The following is a 19,829-nucleotide window of genomic DNA, read 5'->3' on the forward strand; positions in this document are numbered from 1 at the left end:
CTAGCCCATTCGGGTGAACGGGGATCAGGTGGGCCGGCTGACCACCATCCCGAGGGTGATCAGACCCAGCACCACCCAGCCGAACCACAGCCAGCCGTTGCTGCCGAGCGCCACCGTGTAGGCCGTCACCGCGACGAGCCCGCCTACGGTGAGCACCCCCATGGTCTTCGTGGAACCGTTCGTGGAACCGGGCATCGCAACACCCTCCTCATGGTTCTTCCCCCTCCATGGTGCCCCCGTTCTGCTTCCTGACGGTGCACACGACGAAATGGGTTTCGGAGTCCCACGCTCCGCGACTCGTCCAGGACCCGGACTCGTAGACCGACGGATCGAAGCCGTAGTCGGTCGGCGACACGTCCTTCGCGCAGGCCCTGTCCGACAGGTCCCGGGCCTTCTCGAAGGGGACACCGGCGTCCAGCCGCGCGAATCCGAGGACCTGCTCGTCGTGCTCCGCGGTACAGGCCACCAGCCGGGCCTCCCGCCCGGAGGGCGCCTTGAGACAGTCCCGCTTCTGCATCGTGGCCGTGTCCTGGAACGCCTGCCCCGGTTCGCGGTACGGCCCGAGAGGCCCGTACACCGGCCCGTGCGCACCGAGCAGCAGACAGGCCGTACGCCCCTTGGCTGCCTCGAACCCGCCCTCGGCCGGCACGACGGCGTACCCGCGTACGTCCGCCAGCTTCTCCCGCAGATCCCGGGTCCGCTCCTCGCACTCGGCGGGCCCCAGCTCCCGCGCCTCGGCGGCGGACACGGCGTCCACGACCGCCAGCACCTGCCCGTCGGGCGGCGCGTCCCGGCACGTCGGATCGACGGTCAGCCGTGGCGTCCCCGTGAAGCGAGTACCGCCCGGCCAGTCGGCGATCACACAGTCGCCCTCCGCCAACGGCACGGCGAGTCCCACGGGATCGCCGTACGGCTTCGCCACGGTCTGCTCGTCGCCCTGCCCGCCACCGCCCGGCGGGTCGCCCAGGGTCAGCCAGACCCCGACACCGGCCAGGGCGACCCCGAGGAGGGCGCCCAGGGCGGCGGGGAGAGCGCGGTGGCGACGGGGCGGGGGCGGTGGGGGGATCGGTGGGCCGAAGCCGGGCGGGGGCGGTGGGGGTGCTGGGGGGCCAGGCAGGGCCGGCACGTGCTGAGGCCCGTGCAGCAACTCAGGACCGCCCCACGGCGGCATCGAGCCCGGGTCCGTCCTCGTACGCTCGTACGGGTCGACCTGAGGCGTGACGATGCGGTCCAGCGCCGCCTCCGCGCGGGCCGCCGTGATCCGCTGCGCCGGGTCCTTGGTGAGCATCGCCTCCAAGAGCGGCCCCAGCGCCCCCGCCCGCTCCGCCTTCCGGGGCTCCTCCATGACCACCGCAGTGATCTCCGCGAGATGCGTCTCCCGCTCGAACGGCCCGATTCCCTCGACGGCGTAGTAGAGCGTGCAGCCCAGCGAGAACAGGTCGGCGGCTGCGGTCGGTGGCCCGCCGGTGGCCCGCTCGGGCGCCAGATAGCCCGCCGTGCCGACGAGCGCGGTCGACAGCGTGTACCGCGTCTCGCCCGCGTCCGGCTGCACCGATATGCCGTAGTCGGTGAGCAGGACCCGGGCGTACGGCGTCCCGGTGCGGTCCGGCGCCAGCAGGATGTTCGCCGGCTTCACGTCCCGGTGCATGATGCCCTGCTCGTGTCCGGCGGTCAGCGCGTCCAGGACGGCGAGGCCGATACGGGCGCACTCGGCGGGGGCGAGGGGGCCGCGCATGTCGACGAGGTCGCGCAGGTCGAGGGCGCCCGCGACGTACTCCATGACGATCCAGGGCAGGCCCTCGTGCTCCAGGACGTCGTGGACGGTCACCACGTTCGGGTTGCCGCGGAGTACCGCCGCGTGCCTGGCCTCGGCGCGGGCGCGGGCGACTCGGGCGGTGCGTTCGGCCGAGGCCTCGGCGGGGTCGCGGAACACGATTTCCTTGAGGGCGACCTCGCAGGCGAGTCTCTGGTCGTGGGCCAGCCAGACGTGGCCCATGCCGCCGCTGCCGAGTTGGTTGAGCAGGAGGTAGCGGCCGGCGATTACCCGGCCCACTCCTGAGGTGGGTGATCCTGATGGCATCCGGTGGCTCCCGCTGGGTGGGCGGATCGTTGTCGGGTGCGGCCCGGTGGGGGCTTGTCGCGCAGTTCCCCGCGCCCCTAGGGGGTGGTGGTGGCTGTAGGTGAAGAGCTCGGCTCGGGAGGCGGTGGGTCGGGGGGTGCGCTGGTCGTTTCCGGGGGTGTGCTGGGTGGGTCGCTCGACGGAGGTGGGGGAGGCGGTGGCGGTGGGGGTGGCTCGGGGGTCGGGTCCTCCGTCGGGGGGCCGGTTTCGGGGGTGGACGAGGGTGGTTCCGATGTCGGAGGCGTCGGCTCGTCACTGGACGGAGCAGGTGTCCCGGGGTCGGATGACGGAGGTGACGGGACGGTGCTGCTGGGGGCCGGGGTGCCGGGCCCCGGGGCCGAAGTCGAAGGGGATCCCGGAGCCGAAGTCGATGGGGAACCCGGACTCGTCGTCCCCGGGGGAGTGGTGACGTCGTTTCCGTCGCTGCCGCCCGTGCCGTTGTCGGGGGTGCCGGACTCGATGTGGACGCTCAGCGTGACGTACGAGCCGAAGGGAAGTGCGGTCCCCGGGCCCGGGTTCGAGCCGGTGACGGTGGCGTTCGACGGGGGCAGGCCGTCGGTGTCGTAAGCGGTTGCCAGGCCCAGGTTGGTCAACTGGCTGCTCGCGGCGCCGAAGGTCGTCCCGGCGAGTGATGGCACCTGGTGTCGCTCGCGCGTGTCGAAGACCTTGTCGGCCTCACCCTTTGTGCCGGTCTGGCGGTAGATGCCCCGTTCCGGTTCCTCCACGTCGACCAGGGCGAAGCGGTCGACCTTGCTGGGTGCGGGACGTACGAGCACGACCTCGTCGGCGTCGTAGTCGCTCCACTTCTTGTTGCCGTCCTCGAACTCGACGGAAATACGGTCCGTGTCCCCCTTGAACGGCTTCAGCGGATTTCCGCATGAACACTTCACGGCGGGAACTCCCGCCTCATCGACGAGAACCGCGATTCCGGCCTGGAGCAGTGCGTCGAAGGGGACCGCTTTTTCCTTCTTGTAGTCGTGGTTCTTCACGAGGGTGTCGTGACGCAGGAGAACAGGCGTGAGGCGGTCGAGATAGGCGGGAATCCCGGACTGCGGAATATCGACCACACGTGCCCATTCCTGGGCCTTCCTGTTGTTCCTGGGGTCGGTGAGGAATTTCTTCAGCTTGTCGACGTCACAGACCGTCGGCTTCCTCGTGCCCCCGTACAGCCCGGGCGTGCTGCCCTGCTGCAGGCTACTGCCGTGCGCGGGCTGCGAACGCACCTGGGCGTCCTGGCCCAGACCGCTGTTCTCGTCGAAGAACGGCGCGAGGGAGGGCACCCCCGAGGCCACCGCCTTCACCACCGCCAGCGGTGCCTCTCTGTCGCAACTACTGGCAAATAGAACGCACAGCAGTGCGACTGCCAGCCGCTGAAGTCCATGTTTCCTGAAAGCATGAAGCGTCATACCCGCTCCCCCCGGCGGTTACGTCAGTCCATGCTACTGAATGAGAAAGTGTTTCTGGCAAGGGGAATTAAAGTTGATTCAGCGACCGCGTGCGTTCAGCGAGGCCAAATAGGCGTTGTACGCCTCGAGTTCCTTGTCGCCGTCCCGGTCGGCGGCCCGGTCCTGCCTCTTGGCCTGCCGCTGCTCGGAGCCGTACCACTGGAACAGCAGTGCCAACAGCACCAGTACGGTCGGAATCTCACTGAACGCCCAGGCGATACCGCCGGCCGCGTTCTGGTCGGACAGCGCGTCGATGCCGAGCGAGGCGGGCGGGTTCTTGTACGCCTCGACCATCGGCTCCGACGCCATCATCAGCGCGATCCCGAAGAACGCGTGGAACGGCATGCCTGCGAACAGCTCCAGCATCCGCATGAGATAGCCGGGCCGGTTGGGGCCGGGGTCGACGCCCATGATCGGCCAGAAGAAGATCAGCCCGACGGCGAGGAAGTGACACATCATCGCGATGTGCCCGGTCTTGGACTCCATCAGGAAGTCGAAGAGCGGCGTGAAGTACAGGACATACAGGCTGGCGATGAACAGCGGGATGGTGAAGGCCGCGTGCGTGACGATCCGCATGTACCGGCTGTGCAGCACCGCGAGCAGCAGCTCACGCGGCCCCTTCCGTCGCCCCCGCCCGGCGACCGGCAGCGCTCGCAGCGCGAGCGTGATCGGCGCGCCGAGCAGGATGAGGATGGGCGAGACCATGCTGATCACCATGTGCTGCACCATGTGCACGCTGAACATGACCATGCCGTAGTCGTTGAGCCGGGTGCACATGACGAGCATGACGGTCAGCACCCCGAGCACGAACGAAACGGTCCGCCCGACGGACCACTTGTCCCCACGCCGGGTCAGCCGCACGACCCCCCACGCGTACAGCCCGAGCCCGACAAGACAGGCAATAAGAAAGAACGGATCAGCGGACCACCCGAGCCCCCGCCCCAAGGTGAAGGGTGGAAGATCCATGGTCATACCGTGCCCGCTGTGCTCCATCCCCCCAGAGTAGAACCGCCCCCGGTCACGACGTGAACCGGGGGCAAGGTGGTGCTTTTAGGGGCGCGGGGAACTGTGCGACCAGCCACGACGCACCCGCACCCGACGAACAACCGTCAACGGCTAAAGCACACACTCAGCCTCGGCGTACCGACCCTCAGGAACCGTCTTCAACGTCTCCACGGCCTCGGCCAGAGACACCATCACAATGTCCGTCCCCCGAAGCGCGGTCATCCGCCCGAACTCCCCCCGGTGCACCGCCTCCACCGCATGCCACCCGAACCGAGTAGCCAACACACGGTCGTACGCCGTAGGCGTCCCGCCCCGCTGCACATGCCCCAGGATCACCGGCCGCGCCTCCTTCCCGAGCCGCTCCTCCAGCTCAAGGGAGAGCTGCCGAGCGATCCCGGCGAAGCGCTCATGGCCGTAGACATCCTTGCCGCCCTCGTCGAACTCCATCGACCCAGCCCGCGGCTTCGCGCCCTCGGCGGCCACGACGATCGCGAACCGCTTCCCCGCCTCGAAGCGTGCGCCGACGCGCGCGGCCAGCTCCTCGATGTCGAAGGGGCGTTCGGGGACGACGATGGCGTGGGCGCCGGCGGCCATGCCGGAGTGCAGGGCGATCCAGCCGGTGTGACGGCCCATGACCTCGACGATCAGGACGCGCTGATGGGACTCGGCGGTGGTCTTCAGCCGGTCCAGGGCCTCCGTGGCCACCCCGACGGCCGTGTCGAAGCCGAAGGTGACGTCGGTGACCGCGATGTCGTTGTCGATGGTCTTGGGGACACCGACTATCGGCAGGCCGTTGTCGGACAGCAGCCGGGCCGCCTTGAGCGTGCCCTCGCCGCCGATCGGGATGATCGCGTCGAGCCCCAGCTCGGCGACATGCCCCTTGGCCCGCTCCACGCCGTCCCGCAGATGCTCGGGGCGGACCCGCGAGGAGCCGAGGATGGTGCCGCCGCGAGCGAGGATGCCGCTCACCGCGTCGAGGTCGAGCTTGAGGTAGTCGCACTCCAGGAGGCCCTTCCAGCCGTCCCTGAAGCCGATGACCTCGTCACCGTGGTCCACGACGGCGCGGTGCACGACGGACCGGATGACGGCGTTCAGGCCGGGGCAGTCGCCGCCGGACGTCAGGACACCAATGCGCATCGCCCGAAAACCTTCTCCACGTGGGCCAGGACCGGACCACGCTGTCCGGCTCGATCCCCGCCACCATACCGGCGGCGGGGTCCCGGGCCGTAGCACCCGTCCGCGTGCTGGACACCTGCGCTCACCTGTGCGGATGCCCCGTCAGACGGGCCGGTGACGCGCAGGCGCACGGCAGGTGTACGAACAGCGGGCGCGGCGGGTCAGGCGGGCTGCTGCTGCGCCGCCGAGATCCGCTCGTTGCGCAGCGCCTCGTACCAGCGGTCGTCGGTCGGCGGCAGCGCGTTGACGTCGAGGGCCAGCTTCAGCAACAGGTCCGCGATCAGCGGGTTACGGGCGAGCACCGGCCCGTGCATGTACGTACCGAACACGGTGTCGTTGTACGCGCCCTCCGTGCCGTCCCCCGTGCCGTTGCCCTTGCCGAGCCGCACCTTGGCGAAGGGGCGGGCGGTGGGGCCGAGGTGGGTGACGCCCTGGTGGTTCTCGAAGCCGGTCAGCGGCGGCAGTCCGAGGCGCGCGTCGATGTCTCCGAGTACGTCGCCCACGCACCGCTCGCCCTCGCCGCGCACCGAGACCACGTCGAGGAGCCCGAGGCCGGGCTCGCGCTGGCCGAGGTCGTTGATGAACTCGTGGCCCAGGATCTGGTAGCCGGCGCACACCGAGAACACGATCGCGCCGTTGCCGACGGCCCGGTGCAGCCCGCCGTCGCGGCGCAAACGTTCCGCCGCGAGCCGCTGCGGACGGTCCTCGCCGCCGCCGATCAGATAGATGTCGCCGGAGGTGGGGATCGGCTGGTCGCTGCGCACGTCCAGGCGGGCCACGTCGAGGCCGCGCTGCCGGGCCCGGCGCTCCACGACGAGCGCGTTGCCCTGGTCGCCGTACGTGCTGAGCAGGTCCGGGTAGATCCACACCAGACGCAGCTGGTTGTCGCTCATGAAGTGATCGTCCTCAGTGGTCGGTTGGCGGCAGTGGTCAGTTGCCGACGCGGCGGCGCAGATCCTGGAAGGCGGTGTAGTTCGCGATGACCTCGATCCGGCCGGGCGGCGCCAGCTGCACGGCCTGGTCGGCGTTCTCGCAGACCTGGAAGTGCTGGTTGGCCACTTCGAGCCGGACCGCGAGGTCGAGCTTCCGGTCGCCGATGACGAAGATCGGGTGCCCGGTGAGCTGCGTGTAGTCGACGTCCCACAGCCACGAGGTGTCGGTGCCGTCGGCGCCCCGCGCGTTCACCGAGAGGATGACCGGGGTCGGCGGCGGGTCGATCAGGGAGAACGTCTCCAGCCAGCCGGCCGGGTTCTTGGCCAGCAGCAGCCGCAGATCGCGCTGCATGAACTGCACGACGTCGTACCGCCCGGCCACCGCCTGGACCTGGTACATGCGCTCCAGACCGACCTGCGGCGGTACGCCGAACACGGCGGCGACAGCGGCGGAGGCGGCCGCGTTGGACTTGTTGGCGCGCCCCGGCAACTGGAGGTGGATCGGCCAGGCCGACCCGTGCGGGTCGAGGACGTGGTCGCCGCTGAGCGCCCAGCTCGGCGTGGGCCGGCGGAAGCCGCACTGACCGCAGAACCAGTCGTCGCCGGGCCGCTGCATCACGCCACCGCAGGACGGGCAGGACCAGGCATCGTCCTTCCACATCTGCCCGGCGGCGACCCAGATCACGTTCGGGGAGGAGGAGGCGGCCCACACGATCAGCGGGTCGTCGGCGTTGGCGACGACGACGGCCTTGGATCCGGCCAGCCCCTCACGCCAGTTCTCGGCGAGCATGCGGGTCTCGGCGGCGCGGTCGAGCTGGTCGCGGGAGAGGTTGAGGAGCGCGATGCACTTGGGGTCCGTGTCGCGGGCGACCCCGGCGAGGTACTTCTCGTCGACCTCGATGACCCCGAACTTGGCGTCCGAACCGCCCGCGAGCGCCGAGGTGATGCCGGCGGGCATGTTGGCGCCGAGCGCGTTCGACACGACCGGTCCGGCGGCGCGCAGGGCCTCCGCGATGAGCCGGGTGGTCGTGGTCTTGCCGTTGGTCGCCGAGACGAGGATCACGTCGAGGTTCTGGGCGAGCCGGGCGAGGAGGTCGGGGTCGAGTTTGAGGGCTACCTTGCCGCCGATCACCGATCCGCTGCCGCGCCCTGCCGCACGCGATGCCGCCGCAACGGCCTTGCCGGCCGTCACGGCCAGCTTGGCCCGCGGAGTGAGCGGGTCCGAGTTGCCTGCCATCAGATCTCGATCCTCCTTGCGTACGCGCCGCGCCTGTGCCTCCGGCCACGTGGTGTGGACCTCAGCCTATCGAGATCCGTTCACCGGACCCGCATCGCGGCACCACCTCGGCGCCCGCGCGACTTTGGTGACCGTACCCTTGCGGCCATGCGACAAGGCTCCATCCCGGGTACGCGAGGCCGCGTCCGCCCTCTGACACTGCTCGGTGACCCGGTTCTCCACACCCCCTGCGCGGAAGTCACACACTTCGACGCCGAACTCGCCGCGCTCGTCGAGGACATGTTCGCGACGATGTACGCGGCCCAGGGCGTGGGCCTCGCCGCCAACCAGATCGGCCGCCCGTTGCGGGTCTTCGTCTACGACTGCCCCGACGACGAGGACGTCCGCCACGTAGGGCAGGTGGTCAATCCCCGCCTGGTGCAGGCGGACGGCCTGCTGATGCGCGGCCCGGAGGGCTGCCTGTCCCTCCCGGGCCTGGAGGCGGGCACGGAACGCTACGACGAGGCGGTGGTGGAGGGCTTCACGACGGCAGGGGAGCCGGTGAGGGTGGTGGGCACGGGTTTCTTCGCGAGATGCCTCCAGCACGAGATGGATCATCTGGAGGGCGGCGTGTACGCGGACAGGCTGAGTGGCTGGCGCCACAGCAGGCTGATGCGAAAGGCGACCCGAGCAAATTGGTACCGGGCAGGGGAGCTTGGTTAGGGGCGCGGGGAACTGCGCGACCAGCCCCCACCGGGCCCGCACCCGACACACAACCCTCAGAACCCCGGACCCCCGATGCGATCCCCAGCCGCAGCCAACCGTCCCCACAGCAAATCAGCCAAACTCCGCACCAACTCAGCCCGAGAGCACGGCCGTTCCCCCAACCACCAGTCGCCGGCCGCATGCATCATCCCGACTATCCCGTGCCCCCACACCCGAGCCAACTGCTGACTCCCGGGACCGAGATCCAACCGATCCTCGATCACCTGGGCCAACTCCTCACCCATCAACCGCAGCAACGGCAACGCGTGCTTCCCCACATCGAACCCGGGATCGCCGGGTGACACCCCGTCCGCCGGGTGCATCAGGAACCGGTACACCTGAGGCCGCGCCTCGATCGCCGCGAGGTAGGCGTCCAACGTGGCCTCCACCCGCTCCCGCCGTTCCGCCGGCGCGTCCAGCGCGGCCCGCAGCGAGTTGAGCAGGGCATCGGTGTGCCGCTTGGCCAGGGCGGCGTAGAGTCCGCCCTTGTCACCGAAGTGCCGGTAGAGAATGGGCTTGGTGATGCCCGCCTCGGCGGCGATGGCGTTCATCGAGGCGCCGGGTCCGTCGCGCAGCACCACCCGGTCCGCGGCCTCCAGCAGCTCGCGCCGACGACGGTCGGCCGACCGCTGCTGATCGGTCTGCTGCGTGGATTCCATGGTCTCTCCCCACCCCGTGCTGATATCGGTGACGCCTGCGCAAACTAACACTCATCGGTCGATGCCCATCGAACGGGCTGCCGACCGTGGTCCGGGAGTTGACTTTTCCTACCGACGGGTAACAGACTCCAGTTACCGCAGGTAACATGCTAGTGCAGCACTGGAGGGGTCATGGCCGAATTCACCATGGAGCTCAACGACGAACAGAAGGAGGTTCGCGACTGGCTCCACGGGTTCGCCGCCGATGTGATCCGGCCCGCCGCCGCCGAATGGGACGAGCGCGAGGAGACCCCCTGGCCGGTGATCCAGGAGGCCGCGAAGGTCGGCATCTACTCCCTGGACTTCTACGCCCAGCAGTACTTCGACCCCACCGGCCTCGGCATCCCGATGGCCATGGAGGAACTCTTCTGGGGCGACGCGGGCATCGCCCTCTCCATCGTGGGCACCGGCCTCGCCGCCGTGGGCGTCCTCGCCAACGGCACCGAGGAGCAGATCGGCACCTGGATCCCCCAGATGTACGGCGACGCCAACGACGTCAAGGTCGCCGCCTTCTGCTCCTCCGAGCCCGACGCCGGCTCCGACGTCGCCTCCATGCGCACGCGTGCCGTGTACGACGAGGCCAAGGACGAGTGGGTCCTCAACGGCACGAAGACCTGGGCGACCAACGGCGGCATAGCCAACGTCCACGTCGTCGTGGCCGTCGTCGACGCCGAGCTGGGCTCCAAGGGGCACGCCTCCTTCATCGTCCCGCCGAACACGCCCGGCCTGTCCCAGGGCCAGAAGTTCAAGAAGCACGGCATCCGTGCCTCGCACACCGCCGAGGTCGTCCTGGAGAACGTCCGCATCCCCGGCTCCTGCCTTCTCGGCGGCAAGCAGAAGCTCGACGAGCGCCTCGCGCGGGCCCGTGAGCGGGCGAAGTCCGGCGGCGAGCGCGTGAAGAACGCGGCGATGGCGACGTTCGAGGCGAGCCGGCCCGCCGTGGCCGCGATGGCGGTGGGCACCGCCCGGGCCGCGTACGAGGTCGCCCTCGACTACGCCAAGACCCGGGAGCAGTTCGGGCGCCCGATCATCGACAACCAGGGGGTCGCCTTCCAGCTCGCCGACATGCGTACGTCCATCGACGCGGCGCGGCTGCTGACGTGGCGGGCGTCGTGGATGGCGATCAGCGGGAAGCCGTTCACCGCGGCGGAGGGGTCGATGTCGAAGCTGTTCGCGAGTGAGACGGCGAAGAAGGTCACTGGGCAGGCGATTCAGATACTCGGGGGGAACGGGTACACGCGGGAGTACCCGGTCGAGCGGATGCACCGGGATGCGGCGATCTACACGATCTTTGAGGGTACGAGTGAGATTCAGCGGTTGGTGATTGCTCGGACCTTGTCGGGGATGCCGATTCGGTAGTGCGTCGGCTGCGGGCCGTGGGGGCTGGTCGCGCAGTTCCCCGCGCCCCTAAAAGCAGGTTGGTGACCGCAGCCCCTATCCAGAAGCACTGCTGCCGCTGCTGTGGGCGATGCACGCCACGTCGATCCGGTCGGCCAGCTTGGCCAGTTCGATCGTCAGGGCGGCCACCGTGTCCTCGTCGAGGTTGTCCTGGCCCGCCTCCACGAGGTGCAGCCAGCGACCCCCGACCGTGCGCAGCAGTTTGCTGACGTCGGAGGCGGCCACCTGCAACGTGCCGCGGTCGTCGACGATCAGAGGCAGAGTCACTTCGCGGTTCACAGGGGGGATCGTAGCCGCGGAACGCTCACGCTCCGTGCCATACCGTGGTGATGTTGCAGAACTCGCGGATTCCGTGTCCCGACAGTTCACGCCCGTACCCGGACCGCTTCACCCCGCCGAAGGGGAACGCCGGGTGGGACGCGGTCATCCCGTTGACGAACACACCGCCCGCGTCAAGATCCCGTACGAGACGGTCCACCTCGGCCTCGTCGCGGGTCCAGACATTCGAACTCAGCCCGAAAGGCGTGTCGTTGGCGATCGCCAACGCCTCCTCCAGATCGGCCGCGCGGTAGAGCGTCGCGACCGGGCCGAACGTCTCCTCCCGGTGAATGCGCATCTCGGTCGTGATGTCGGTGAGGACGGTCGGCGCGTAGTACCAGCCGTGGTCCGTGAGGCCCTCGGGGCGTTCGCCACCGCACAGAACCGTCGCACCACTCTCGACGGCCTCGTCGACGAGTTCCTCCAGGTCGGTCCTGCCCCGTTCACTCGCGAGCGGGCCGACCTGCGTGTCCTCGGCCAGCGGATCGCCGACCTTCAGCGCGGCCATGGCCGTCGAGAAGCGTTCCGCGAACGCGTCGAAGACGTCCGTGTGCACGATGAACCGCTTGGCGGCGATGCACGACTGCCCGTTGTTCTGCACACGCGCAGTCACCGCGACCTGCGCGGCCCGGTCGACATCCGCGGACGCCAGGACGATGTACGGGTCGCTGCCGCCCAGCTCCAGCACCGTCTTCTTGACCTCGTCCCCGGCGACGGCCGCCACCGCACGCCCGGCCGGCTCGCTCCCGGTGAGCGTGGCCGCCCGAACACGGGGGTCACGAAGGATCTTCTCCACCGCCCCCGAACCGATCAGCAGGGTCTGGAAGCAGCCCTCGGGGAAGCCCGCCCGGCGGAACAGGTCTTCCAGGTAGAGGGCCGTCTGCGGCACGTTCGAGGCGTGCTTGAGCAAACCCACGTTGCCCGCCATCAGCGCCGGCGCCGCGAAGCGGACCACCTGCCAGAGCGGGAAGTTCCACGGCATCACCGCGAGCACCGGACTGAGCGGACGGTAGCGAACCAGGGCCCGGGAGGCGCCGGAGTCCTTGACGTCGGCCTCGGCAGGCACCTCGTCGGCAAGCAGCCCCTCGGCATGGTCGGCGTACCAGCGCATCGCCTTCGCGCACTTCGCGGCCTCCGCGCGGGCCTGGGTGACCGGCTTGCCCATCTCGACCGTCATCGTGCGGGCGATGTCGTCCCGGTCCTCGTCGAGCAGGTCGGCGGCCCGGTGCAGCAGCCGGGCGCGCTCGGCGAAGCCGGTCGTGCGGTAGGTGCGGAAGGCCGCCTCGGCGGTCGCGAGCCTGCGCTCGATCTCCTCGCCGCCCATGGCCTCGTACGTCTTGATGGTCTCGCCGTTCGCCGGGTTCAGCGTCGCGATGGGCATGCTGGTCTCCTGCCTGAGGGCTGTCCTTCGACCTTCCCGCGCGCGGATGGCCCCCGCAACGTGTACGCCGACCACCGGCACGGTCTCTCAACGCCCCGAGTGCTCCGCCAGCCGGTCCAGAAACCCGGTCTGGGCCGACACGATCACGGCTCGCGCCCGCTCCAGCGTGAACCACTGGACCCGGTCCAGCTCGGGGAACTCCTGCTCCCGCCCCGACCCCCTCGGCCACTCCATCCGGAATGTGCCCGGCACGACAGCGGCCGGATCGAGATCGGCCTCGATCGCCCACGCCGTGACGACCTTCCCACCGGCCTGCCGTACGTCACCCAGCGGCACGGCCTCACCGTCCGGCGGCGCCAGCCCCAGCTCCTCCTCGAACTCTCGGCGGGCCGCGTCCCAGGGGGTCTCCCCGTCCACGTACTCACCCTTGGGGATCGTCCAGGCCCCGGCGTCGCGCCGGGCGAAGAAGGGCCCGCCCATGTGCCCGAGGAGGATCTCCATCTCCGTATCGGGCGCGGCCCGCCGGAACAGCAACAGCCCGGCGCTGCGCTTCCCGTTGGCCTTCGCCTTCGCTGTCACTTTGTCGCCTCCGGGTGTGCGGCCAGCAGGGTCTGTACGGTGTCGGCCTCGGCCGGGGTCTTGTCCTCGCGGTAGCGGACCACGCGGGCGAAGCGGAGGGTGACGCCGGCCGGGTAGCGGGTGGACCGCTGAAGACCGTCGTACGCGATCTCCACGACCAGTTCCGGCCGTACGGTCACCACCCAGCCGTCGTCCGAGACCGCCAGCGCCTGGAGCCGCTCGGTCTGCCAGGTCAGCATCGCGTCGGTCATGCCCTTGAAGGTCTTGCCGAGCATGGCGAAGGACCCGTCGGGGTTGCGGGCGCCGAGGTGGAGGTTGGAGAGCCTGCCGGTGCGGCGGCCGTGGCCCCACTCGGCGGCCAGGACGACCAGGTCGAGTGTGTGGACGGGTTTCACCTTCAGCCAGGAGGCACCGCGCCGCCCTGCGCTGTAGGGGGCGTCGAGGGCCTTGACGACGACACCTTCGTGGCCGCGCGCGAGGGTGTCGGCCAGGAACTTCCCGGCGGCGGGGATGTCTGCCGGGCCGCCGGCGAGGAGCCGGCGTACGCGCATCGGCTCGGGGACGAGGCGGGACAGTGCGGTGTGCCGTTCGGCGAAGGGGAGGTCGAGGAGGTCGTGGTCGTCGATCGAGAGCGCGTCGAAGAAGACGGGGGAGACGGGGGTCTCCCGGGCCGCCGTCGTCACGTCCACGCGTGAGCCGACGCGGCCGGCGGTCTCCTGGAAGGAGCGGGGCCGTCCGGCGGCGTCGAGGGCGATCACCTCACCGTCCAGGATGAACCGCTCGCCCCTCAACGTCCTTGCGGCGGCGGTCACTTCGGGGAGTCTGTCGGTGATGTCGTCGAGGGTGCGGGTGTAGAGGCGTATCTCGTCGCCGTCGCGGTGGACCTGGACGCGGATGCCGTCCAGTTTCTCCTCGACGGCACAGGCGCCGAGCTTCTCGACGGCTTCTGCGATCGAGGTGGCGGTGTGCGCGAGCATGGGCTGGACGGGGCGGCCGACGGTGAGGCGGAAGCGGGCGAGGGCTGTCGGTCCTTCGGCGAGAAGGGCTTGCGCTACGGGCTGGATGGCGCCCGCGAGCATCACGGCCCGGCGTACGTCCGCGGGCGGTGCGTCGGTCGCGACCGCCAGCCCTTCGACGGCGACCGCGTCGAGTGCGCCCTGCCGCACCTCGCCGGTGATGAGCCCGAACAGGAAGCGCTGCTCGTCCGGGGTGGCCGCGGCCAGCAGCTCGCCGACCAGGCGTTTGCGTTCGGCCTGGGAGCCGGGGCCGGTGACGGTGCCGATGGTGGTGAGGCGGGCGTCGACGTCTCGGACGGTGAGGGAGGGTTCGGGGGCGGCGGGGATTTGCTGGTCCAGCACTTTCCAGCCGATGCCGAGGCGTCCCTGGGGGAGGCGTCCCGCGAGGTAGGGGATGACGATGGGGACGTCTTCGGGGGCGGCGTCCCGGAAGAGTTCGGCGAGCAGGGCGATCTTGCGGGTACGGGCGGAGGTGGCGGCCACCTCCTGGGATACCTGGGCCAGCCGGGTGAGCAGCATGGAGCCATGGTGCAACGGGGGTGGCGGGTTCACACCTGGACGGCTTTGTTTCGCCCCCGCCGCCCCTACCCGTTCCCATCCCTGGGGGCTGCGCCCCCAGACCCCCCCTTTCGGCCTGAACGGCCTCGTCCTCAAACGCCGGACGGGCTGGTTTGTCAGCCCGTCCGGCGTTTGAGGACAAAGGGGGTTCGGGGGCGCAGCCCCCGAGGATGGGACGGGGAGGGGCGGCGGGGGCGAGGAAACCTACTCGAACACCAGGTCCGCCACGATGGCCGTTGCCGCACGGTAACCCCCGCTCGCCGCATGGATCACCTGCTCCCCGAACCCGATCGCGTTGCCCGCCGCCCAGACACCCGGCACGGTCGTCAGGCCCGTCGCGTCGACCTTCGGGTACGTGCCGAACGGGGTCTCCGTCAGTTCGGTGCCCAGCGATTCGAACAGGGCGTTGCGCGGGACGGGCCGTGGCGCGACGAACACCGTTTCGCGGGCGTACGTCGTGCCGTTCGTCAGGCGTACCCCGGACAGACGGTCCGCCTCCGTCGTCAGGGACTCCACCTCACCCGGGACCACCTTCACCCCCGCCCCGCCCAGCCTGCGCCGGTCCTCCTCCGTCAGCTCCTCCTCCCGCACCGTGTGCAGGAACAGCGTCACGTCCTCCGACCACCGTGCCACCAGCACCGCCTGATGCACACTCGCCGGCGTCGAGGCCAGCACCCCGAACGCCCGGTCCCGCACCTCCCAGCCGTGGCAGAACGGGCAGTGCAGCACATCCCGCCCGAACTGTTCCGCGACGCCCGGTACCGCCGGGAGTTCGTCCCGCAGGCCCGTCGCGACGACGAGCCGCCGGGCGCGCACCGTCCGGTCGCCGCTGGCCAGCGTCACGGTGAAGTCCTCGCCCCTGACCACGCCCACCACCCTGTCCTCCACCAGCTCCACCCCGTACCCCGCGACCTCCGCCCGCCCCACCGCCAGGAACTCGGCAGGCGCCATGCCGTCCCGGGTCAGATAGCCCTGCGTGTGCGCCGCGGGCGCGTTGCGCGGCTCGCCCGCGTCGATGACGAGGGTGCGAACGCGAGCCCGGCCCAGGACCAGTGCCGCCGACAGTCCCGCCGCGCCGCCTCCGATGACGACGACCTCGTACGACTCGCTCTCGTGCTGCTGGGTCATGGTGACCACCTCCACCACGACCGTCGCCCGTCCGCTGCCGCATTGACAAACATCTTTGCCGAAACTGCAATGGAGGCGTGGACGAGACACGTGTGGATGAGACCAGTGACGACACCGGCCATGTTCTTGCCGAGGTGGGCCCCCGCCTGCGGCGGATCCGCAAGGAGCGGGGGGCCACGCTGGCCGGGCTGTCGGCCACCACCGGGATCTCCGTCAGTACCTTGTCGCGGCTGGAGTCCGGGCTGCGGAAGCCCAGCCTGGAGCTGCTGCTGCCGATTGCTCGTGCCCATCGCGTCGCGCTCGACGAACTGGTCGGGGCTCCTGCCGTCGACGATCCACGCGTACGGGCCAAGCCGATCGTGCGGCACGGGCGGACGTATCTTCCGCTGACCCGGCAGCCGGGCGGGCTCCAGGCGTTCAAGGTGATCCTGCCTGCGAGCAACGAAGAGCCCGAGCCGCGTACGCACGAGGGGTACGAGTGGGTGTACGTGCTGTCGGGGCGGCTGCGGCTCGTGCTCGGGGAGCATGACGTGGTGCTGGGGGCGGGGGAGGCCGCCGAGTTCGACACACGGGTGCCGCACTGGTTCGGGACGGTGGGGGAGGGGCCCGCGGAGTTTCTCAGCCTGTTCGGGCCGCAGGGGGAGCGGATGCACGTACGGGCGCGGCCGACCCGTTCGAAGGGTTCGCGGTCGTGACGCACGCGACTGTTCAGGACCCGGTCCCGACGGTTCCCTGATGCGCAAGCGACCGCTTAGTATGCGATCGAGCCCGGTCAGGTGAACAGGACGAGCGCAGTTCCGTGGAGGCCCCCCATGCAGGCATGGCAAGTGCACCAGAACGGTCAGCCGAGCGAGGTGATGGTCCTCGGCGAGGTGGAGCGGCCGGTGCCCGGTGAGGGCCAGGTGCTGCTGAAGGTGCGTGCCGCGACCATCAACTTCCCGGACGTGCTGATGTGCCGTGGGGAGTACCAGGTCAGGCCGCCGCTGCCGTTCACCCCGGGGGTGGAGATCTGCGGTGAGACGGAGGACGGGCGCCGGGTGATCGGGAATCCTGTGCTGCCCTTCGGCGGGTTCGCCGAGTATGTGGTGGCGGATCCCCGTGGGCTGTTCGCCGCCCCTGAGTCGCTTGACGACGCCGAGGCCGCCTCCCTCCTCATCGGGTATCAGACCGGCTGGTTCGGGCTGCATCGGCGGGCCGCCCTGGAGGCCGGTGAGACGCTGCTCGTGCACGCCGCCGCGGGCGGGGTCGGCAGCGCCGCCGTGCAGCTCGGGAAGGCCGCCGGAGCCACCGTCATCGGCGTCGTCGGCGGGGCCGAAAAGGTGTCCGTGGCGCGGGAGCTGGGCTGTGACGTCGTCATCGACCGGCGTACGGAGAACGTCGTCGGGGCAGTGAAGGAAGCCACTGGGGGGCGGGGCGTCGATGTCGTCTACGACCCCGTCGGCGGTGACGCCTACACCCAGTCCACCAAGGTCGTCGCCTTCGAGGGGCGGATCGTCGTTGTCGGGTTCGCCAGTGGGGACATTCCCAGCCCCGCGCTCAACCACGCCCTCGTGAAGAACTACTCGATCCTCGGGCTGCACTGGGGGCTGTACAACACCAAGAACCCCAAGCTGGTCCAGCACTGCCACGAGCAGCTCACCGAACTGGCCGACCGGGGCGCCATCAAGCCGCTGGTGAGCGAGCGCGTGCCGCTGAGCGGGGCCTCCGCCGCCGTGCAGCGCGTCGCCGACGGTGTCACCACCGGCCGGGTCGCCGTGCTGCCCGCCCTGCCCTCCCCGGAGAACGGAGCCGCCGCATGACCGTCGTCGACGCCACTGAACTCACCCGGCTCACCAAGGAGTTGCTGGCCGCTCATCCGCCCGCCAGTACCGATCGGCTCGACTTCCTCAAGGCCCGCTTCGACGCCGGGCTCGCCTGGGTGCACTACCCGGAGGGGCTGGGCGGGCTCGGTGCGCCGCGTTCCCTCCAGGCCGTCGTGGACGCCGAGTTGGAGGCCGCCGGGGCTCCCGACAACGACCCGCGGCGCATCGGCATCGGGCTGGGCATGGCCGCGCCCACCATCCTCGGCTTCGGCACCGAGGAGCAGAAGCGGCGGTTCCTGCGGCCGTTGTGGGTGGGGGAGGAGGTCTGGTGCCAGCTGTTCAGCGAGCCGGGGGCCGGGTCCGACCTCGCCGCGCTCGGTACCCGGGCCGTTCGGTCGGGGGACGACTGGGTCGTCAACGGGCAGAAGGTGTGGACGTCCAGCGCCCATCTCGCCCGCTGGGCGATCCTCATCGCGCGCACCGATCCCGACGTGCCCAAGCACAAGGGCATCACGTACTTCGTCTGCGACATGACCGACCCGGGCGTCGACGTGCGGCCGTTGCGGCAGGTCACCGGTGAGGCCGAGTTCAACGAGGTGTTCCTGACCGACGTCCGGATCCCGGACGCCCATCGCCTCGGCGAGATCGGCGACGGCTGGCGGGTCGCGCAGACCACGCTGAACAACGAGCGCGTGGCCATCGGCGGTATGCGGCTGCCCCGCGAGGGCGGCATGATCGGGCCGGTCGCCAAGACCTGGCGCGAGCGGCCCGAGCTGCGCACCCACGATCTGCATCAGCGGCTGCTCAAGCTGTGGGTCGACGCCGAGGTCGCCCGGCTCGCCGGTGAGCGGCTGCGGCAGCAGCTCGTCGCGGGCCAGCCCGGCCCCGAGGGTGCCGGTATGAAGCTCGCGTTCGCCCGCCTCAACCAGGAGATCAGCGGCCTGGAGGTCGAACTCCTCGGCGAGGAAGGCCTGTTGTACGAGGACTGGACCATGCGCCGGCCCGAACTGGTGGACTTCGTCGGCCGGGACGCCGGTTACCGCTACCTCCGCTCCAAGGGCAACAGCATCGAGGGCGGGACCAGCGAGGTCCTGCTGAACATCGTCGCCGAGCGTGTCCTGGGCCTGCCCAGCGAGCCGCGCACCGACAAGGACGTCGCCTGGAAGGACCTCGCCCGATGACCGATCTTCTGTACTCGGAGGAGGAAGAGGCGCTGCGCGCCGCCGTCCGGGATCTGCTCACCGACCACTGCGACTCCGCCGGCGTCATCACCCGCATGGAGACGGACGCCCCGCACGACCTCTCCCTGTGGAAGTCCCTCGCCGAGGGGATGGGGCTGGCCGGTCTTCTGGTGCCGGAGGCGCAGGGCGGCCAGGGTGCCTCGCACCGCGAAGTCGCCGTCGTGCTGGAGGAGTTGGGGCGTGCCGTCGCACCCGTTCCGTACCTGACCAGTGCCGTCGTCGCCACGGAGGCGCTGCTGGCCGGTACGGGTGACGCGGCCGGTGAACTGGTCACCGCGCTCGCCTCCGGCCGTACGATCGGCGCCCTCGCCGTCGCGCTGAACGTGGCTCCCGGTGGCGCCTACAAGGTCGTCGTCCACGAAGGCGGCCTGCTGCACGGCGAGTTGACCGGCATCGCGGACGCGGCGGTCGCCGATGTGCTGCTGGTTCCGGCCGACGACGGCGGGCTGTACGCCGTGGACACCGGCTCGGACGCTGTCACCGTCACCCCACAGGTCTCCTTCGACCTCACCCGGCCGGTCGCCACCGTCGTCCTCGACGGCGCCTCGGCCCGGCTGCTGGGCGACGCCGAACCCGCCGTACGGCGTGCGCTGCGGGCCGGGGCCGGACTGCTCGCCTCCGAACAACTCGGGCTCGCCGACTGGGCGTTGACCGAGACCGTGCGCTATCTGAAGGACCGCAAGCAGTTCAACCGGCCCGTCGGCGGTTTCCAGGCCGTCAAGCACCGGCTGGCCCAGCTCTGGCTGGAGGTCGTCAGCCTGCGCGCCGCCGCCCGGGGCGCCGCGGACGCCCTCGCCACCGGCAGCGCGGACACCGACGTCGCGGTCGCCGTCGCCCAGTCCTACGCGGCCCCCGTCGCCGTCCGCGCCGCCGAGGAGGCGCTCCAGCTGCACGGCGGCATCGGTATGACGTGGGAGCACCCGGCCCACCTCTGCCTCAAGCGCGCCAAAGCCGACTCGATCGCCTACGGCACCGCGGGCGGCCACCGCGCCGCCCTCGCCGAACTGGTCGATCTGCGCGCCCCCTGACGTACCCGCAGCAAGGCCGCGAAG

At 70.4% G+C, this 19,829-nt stretch carries 19 protein-coding genes; 6 read left to right on the top strand and 13 right to left on the bottom strand.

Annotated features, from left to right (window positions below; translation table 11 throughout):
* Nucleotides 1–24: 24 nt before the first annotated feature.
* From OG787_RS43050 to OG787_RS43080, 7 genes are all read right to left on the bottom strand, one after another.
* On the bottom strand, nucleotides 25–195 hold the full coding sequence (locus tag OG787_RS43050; RefSeq protein WP_369037025.1) for a hypothetical protein: 171 nt from the start codon (nucleotides 193–195) through the stop codon (nucleotides 25–27).
* A gap of 13 nt (nucleotides 196–208) precedes the next feature.
* On the bottom strand, nucleotides 209–2,080 hold the full coding sequence (locus OG787_RS43055) for a protein kinase domain-containing protein (protein ID WP_405538928.1): 1,872 nt from the start codon (nucleotides 2,078–2,080) through the stop codon (nucleotides 209–211).
* Between the two features lie 77 nt (nucleotides 2,081–2,157).
* Nucleotides 2,158–3,423, bottom strand: coding sequence for a DUF6777 domain-containing protein (locus OG787_RS43060; protein ID WP_369037027.1), 1,266 nt, complete (start codon nucleotides 3,421–3,423; stop codon nucleotides 2,158–2,160).
* Between the two features lie 180 nt (nucleotides 3,424–3,603).
* A complete protein-coding gene (locus OG787_RS43065) occupies nucleotides 3,604–4,557 on the bottom strand; it encodes a cytochrome c oxidase assembly protein (protein ID WP_369037028.1) in 954 nt (317 codons plus the stop codon).
* A 123-nt stretch (nucleotides 4,558–4,680) separates the two neighbouring features.
* A complete protein-coding gene (locus OG787_RS43070) occupies nucleotides 4,681–5,706 on the bottom strand; it encodes a 6-phosphofructokinase (RefSeq protein ID WP_369037029.1) in 1,026 nt (341 codons plus the stop codon).
* Between the two features lie 200 nt (nucleotides 5,707–5,906).
* Complete coding sequence (locus OG787_RS43075; protein WP_105969560.1) at nucleotides 5,907–6,638, bottom strand: type 1 glutamine amidotransferase; 732 nt, start codon at nucleotides 6,636–6,638, stop codon at nucleotides 5,907–5,909.
* Nucleotides 6,639–6,675: 37 nt separating this feature from the next.
* Nucleotides 6,676–7,914: a MurT ligase domain-containing protein gene (locus OG787_RS43080; protein ID WP_369037030.1), complete on the bottom strand. Its 1,239-nt coding sequence runs from the start codon at nucleotides 7,912–7,914 to the stop codon at nucleotides 6,676–6,678.
* Between the two features lie 147 nt (nucleotides 7,915–8,061).
* Here OG787_RS43080 and def point away from each other — a divergent pair, with 147 nt between their 5' ends.
* Nucleotides 8,062–8,616, top strand: coding sequence for a peptide deformylase (def, locus tag OG787_RS43085; protein WP_369037031.1), 555 nt, complete (start codon nucleotides 8,062–8,064; stop codon nucleotides 8,614–8,616).
* Between the two features lie 56 nt (nucleotides 8,617–8,672).
* On the opposite strand, the gene OG787_RS43090 is transcribed toward def, so the two are convergent.
* Nucleotides 8,673–9,317: a TetR family transcriptional regulator gene (locus tag OG787_RS43090; protein ID WP_369037033.1), complete on the bottom strand. Its 645-nt coding sequence runs from the start codon at nucleotides 9,315–9,317 to the stop codon at nucleotides 8,673–8,675.
* Between the two features lie 171 nt (nucleotides 9,318–9,488).
* On the opposite strand from OG787_RS43090, the gene OG787_RS43095 reads away from it, so the two are divergent.
* The gene (locus OG787_RS43095) at nucleotides 9,489–10,715 is read left to right on the top strand and encodes an acyl-CoA dehydrogenase family protein (RefSeq protein WP_369037034.1); all 1,227 of its coding nucleotides are present in this window, start codon (nucleotides 9,489–9,491) and stop codon (nucleotides 10,713–10,715) included.
* 75 nt (nucleotides 10,716–10,790) lie between these two features.
* On the opposite strand, the gene OG787_RS43100 is transcribed toward OG787_RS43095, so the two are convergent.
* From OG787_RS43100 to OG787_RS43120, 5 genes are all read right to left on the bottom strand, one after another.
* Nucleotides 10,791–11,033, bottom strand: coding sequence for a DUF6213 family protein (locus OG787_RS43100; RefSeq protein WP_369037035.1), 243 nt, complete (start codon nucleotides 11,031–11,033; stop codon nucleotides 10,791–10,793).
* Nucleotides 11,034–11,058: 25 nt separating this feature from the next.
* Nucleotides 11,059–12,453, bottom strand: a complete 1,395-nt coding sequence (locus tag OG787_RS43105) for an NADP-dependent succinic semialdehyde dehydrogenase (RefSeq protein WP_405538929.1) — start codon at nucleotides 12,451–12,453, stop codon at nucleotides 11,059–11,061.
* A gap of 87 nt (nucleotides 12,454–12,540) precedes the next feature.
* Nucleotides 12,541–12,954, bottom strand: a complete 414-nt coding sequence (locus OG787_RS43110; protein ID WP_405540754.1) for an NUDIX domain-containing protein — start codon at nucleotides 12,952–12,954, stop codon at nucleotides 12,541–12,543.
* Nucleotides 12,955–13,028: 74 nt separating this feature from the next.
* Entirely contained in the window at nucleotides 13,029–14,567 is a 1,539-nt protein-coding gene (locus tag OG787_RS43115; protein WP_405538931.1) for an ATP-dependent DNA ligase, read from the bottom strand.
* A 243-nt stretch (nucleotides 14,568–14,810) separates the two neighbouring features.
* On the bottom strand, nucleotides 14,811–15,734 hold the full coding sequence (locus tag OG787_RS43120; RefSeq protein ID WP_405538932.1) for an NAD(P)/FAD-dependent oxidoreductase: 924 nt from the start codon (nucleotides 15,732–15,734) through the stop codon (nucleotides 14,811–14,813).
* A 77-nt stretch (nucleotides 15,735–15,811) separates the two neighbouring features.
* Here OG787_RS43120 and OG787_RS43125 point away from each other — a divergent pair, with 77 nt between their 5' ends.
* The 4 genes from OG787_RS43125 to OG787_RS43140 all read left to right on the top strand — a co-directional run bounded on the left by OG787_RS43125 (nucleotide 15,812) and on the right by OG787_RS43140 (nucleotide 19,805).
* Nucleotides 15,812–16,429 carry a helix-turn-helix domain-containing protein gene (locus OG787_RS43125; RefSeq protein ID WP_369037085.1) on the top strand — a complete coding sequence of 206 codons (618 nt, stop codon included), beginning with the start codon at nucleotides 15,812–15,814 and terminating at the stop codon, nucleotides 16,427–16,429.
* A gap of 117 nt (nucleotides 16,430–16,546) precedes the next feature.
* Nucleotides 16,547–17,533, top strand: coding sequence for an NADPH:quinone oxidoreductase family protein (locus tag OG787_RS43130; protein ID WP_405538933.1), 987 nt, complete (start codon nucleotides 16,547–16,549; stop codon nucleotides 17,531–17,533).
* Nucleotides 17,530–18,717 carry an acyl-CoA dehydrogenase family protein gene (locus OG787_RS43135; RefSeq protein ID WP_369037087.1) on the top strand — a complete coding sequence of 396 codons (1,188 nt, stop codon included), beginning with the start codon at nucleotides 17,530–17,532 and terminating at the stop codon, nucleotides 18,715–18,717. Before OG787_RS43130 ends, OG787_RS43135 begins: the two co-directional genes overlap by 4 nt.
* Nucleotides 18,714–19,805: an acyl-CoA dehydrogenase family protein gene (locus tag OG787_RS43140; protein ID WP_405538935.1), complete on the top strand. Its 1,092-nt coding sequence runs from the start codon at nucleotides 18,714–18,716 to the stop codon at nucleotides 19,803–19,805. Before OG787_RS43135 ends, OG787_RS43140 begins: the two co-directional genes overlap by 4 nt.
* Nucleotides 19,806–19,829: the final 24 nt, after the last annotated feature.

Source organism: Streptomyces sp. NBC_00075 (genome assembly GCF_045041225.1).
Taxonomy (GTDB): Bacteria; Actinomycetota; Actinomycetes; order Streptomycetales; family Streptomycetaceae; genus Streptomyces; species Streptomyces adonidis.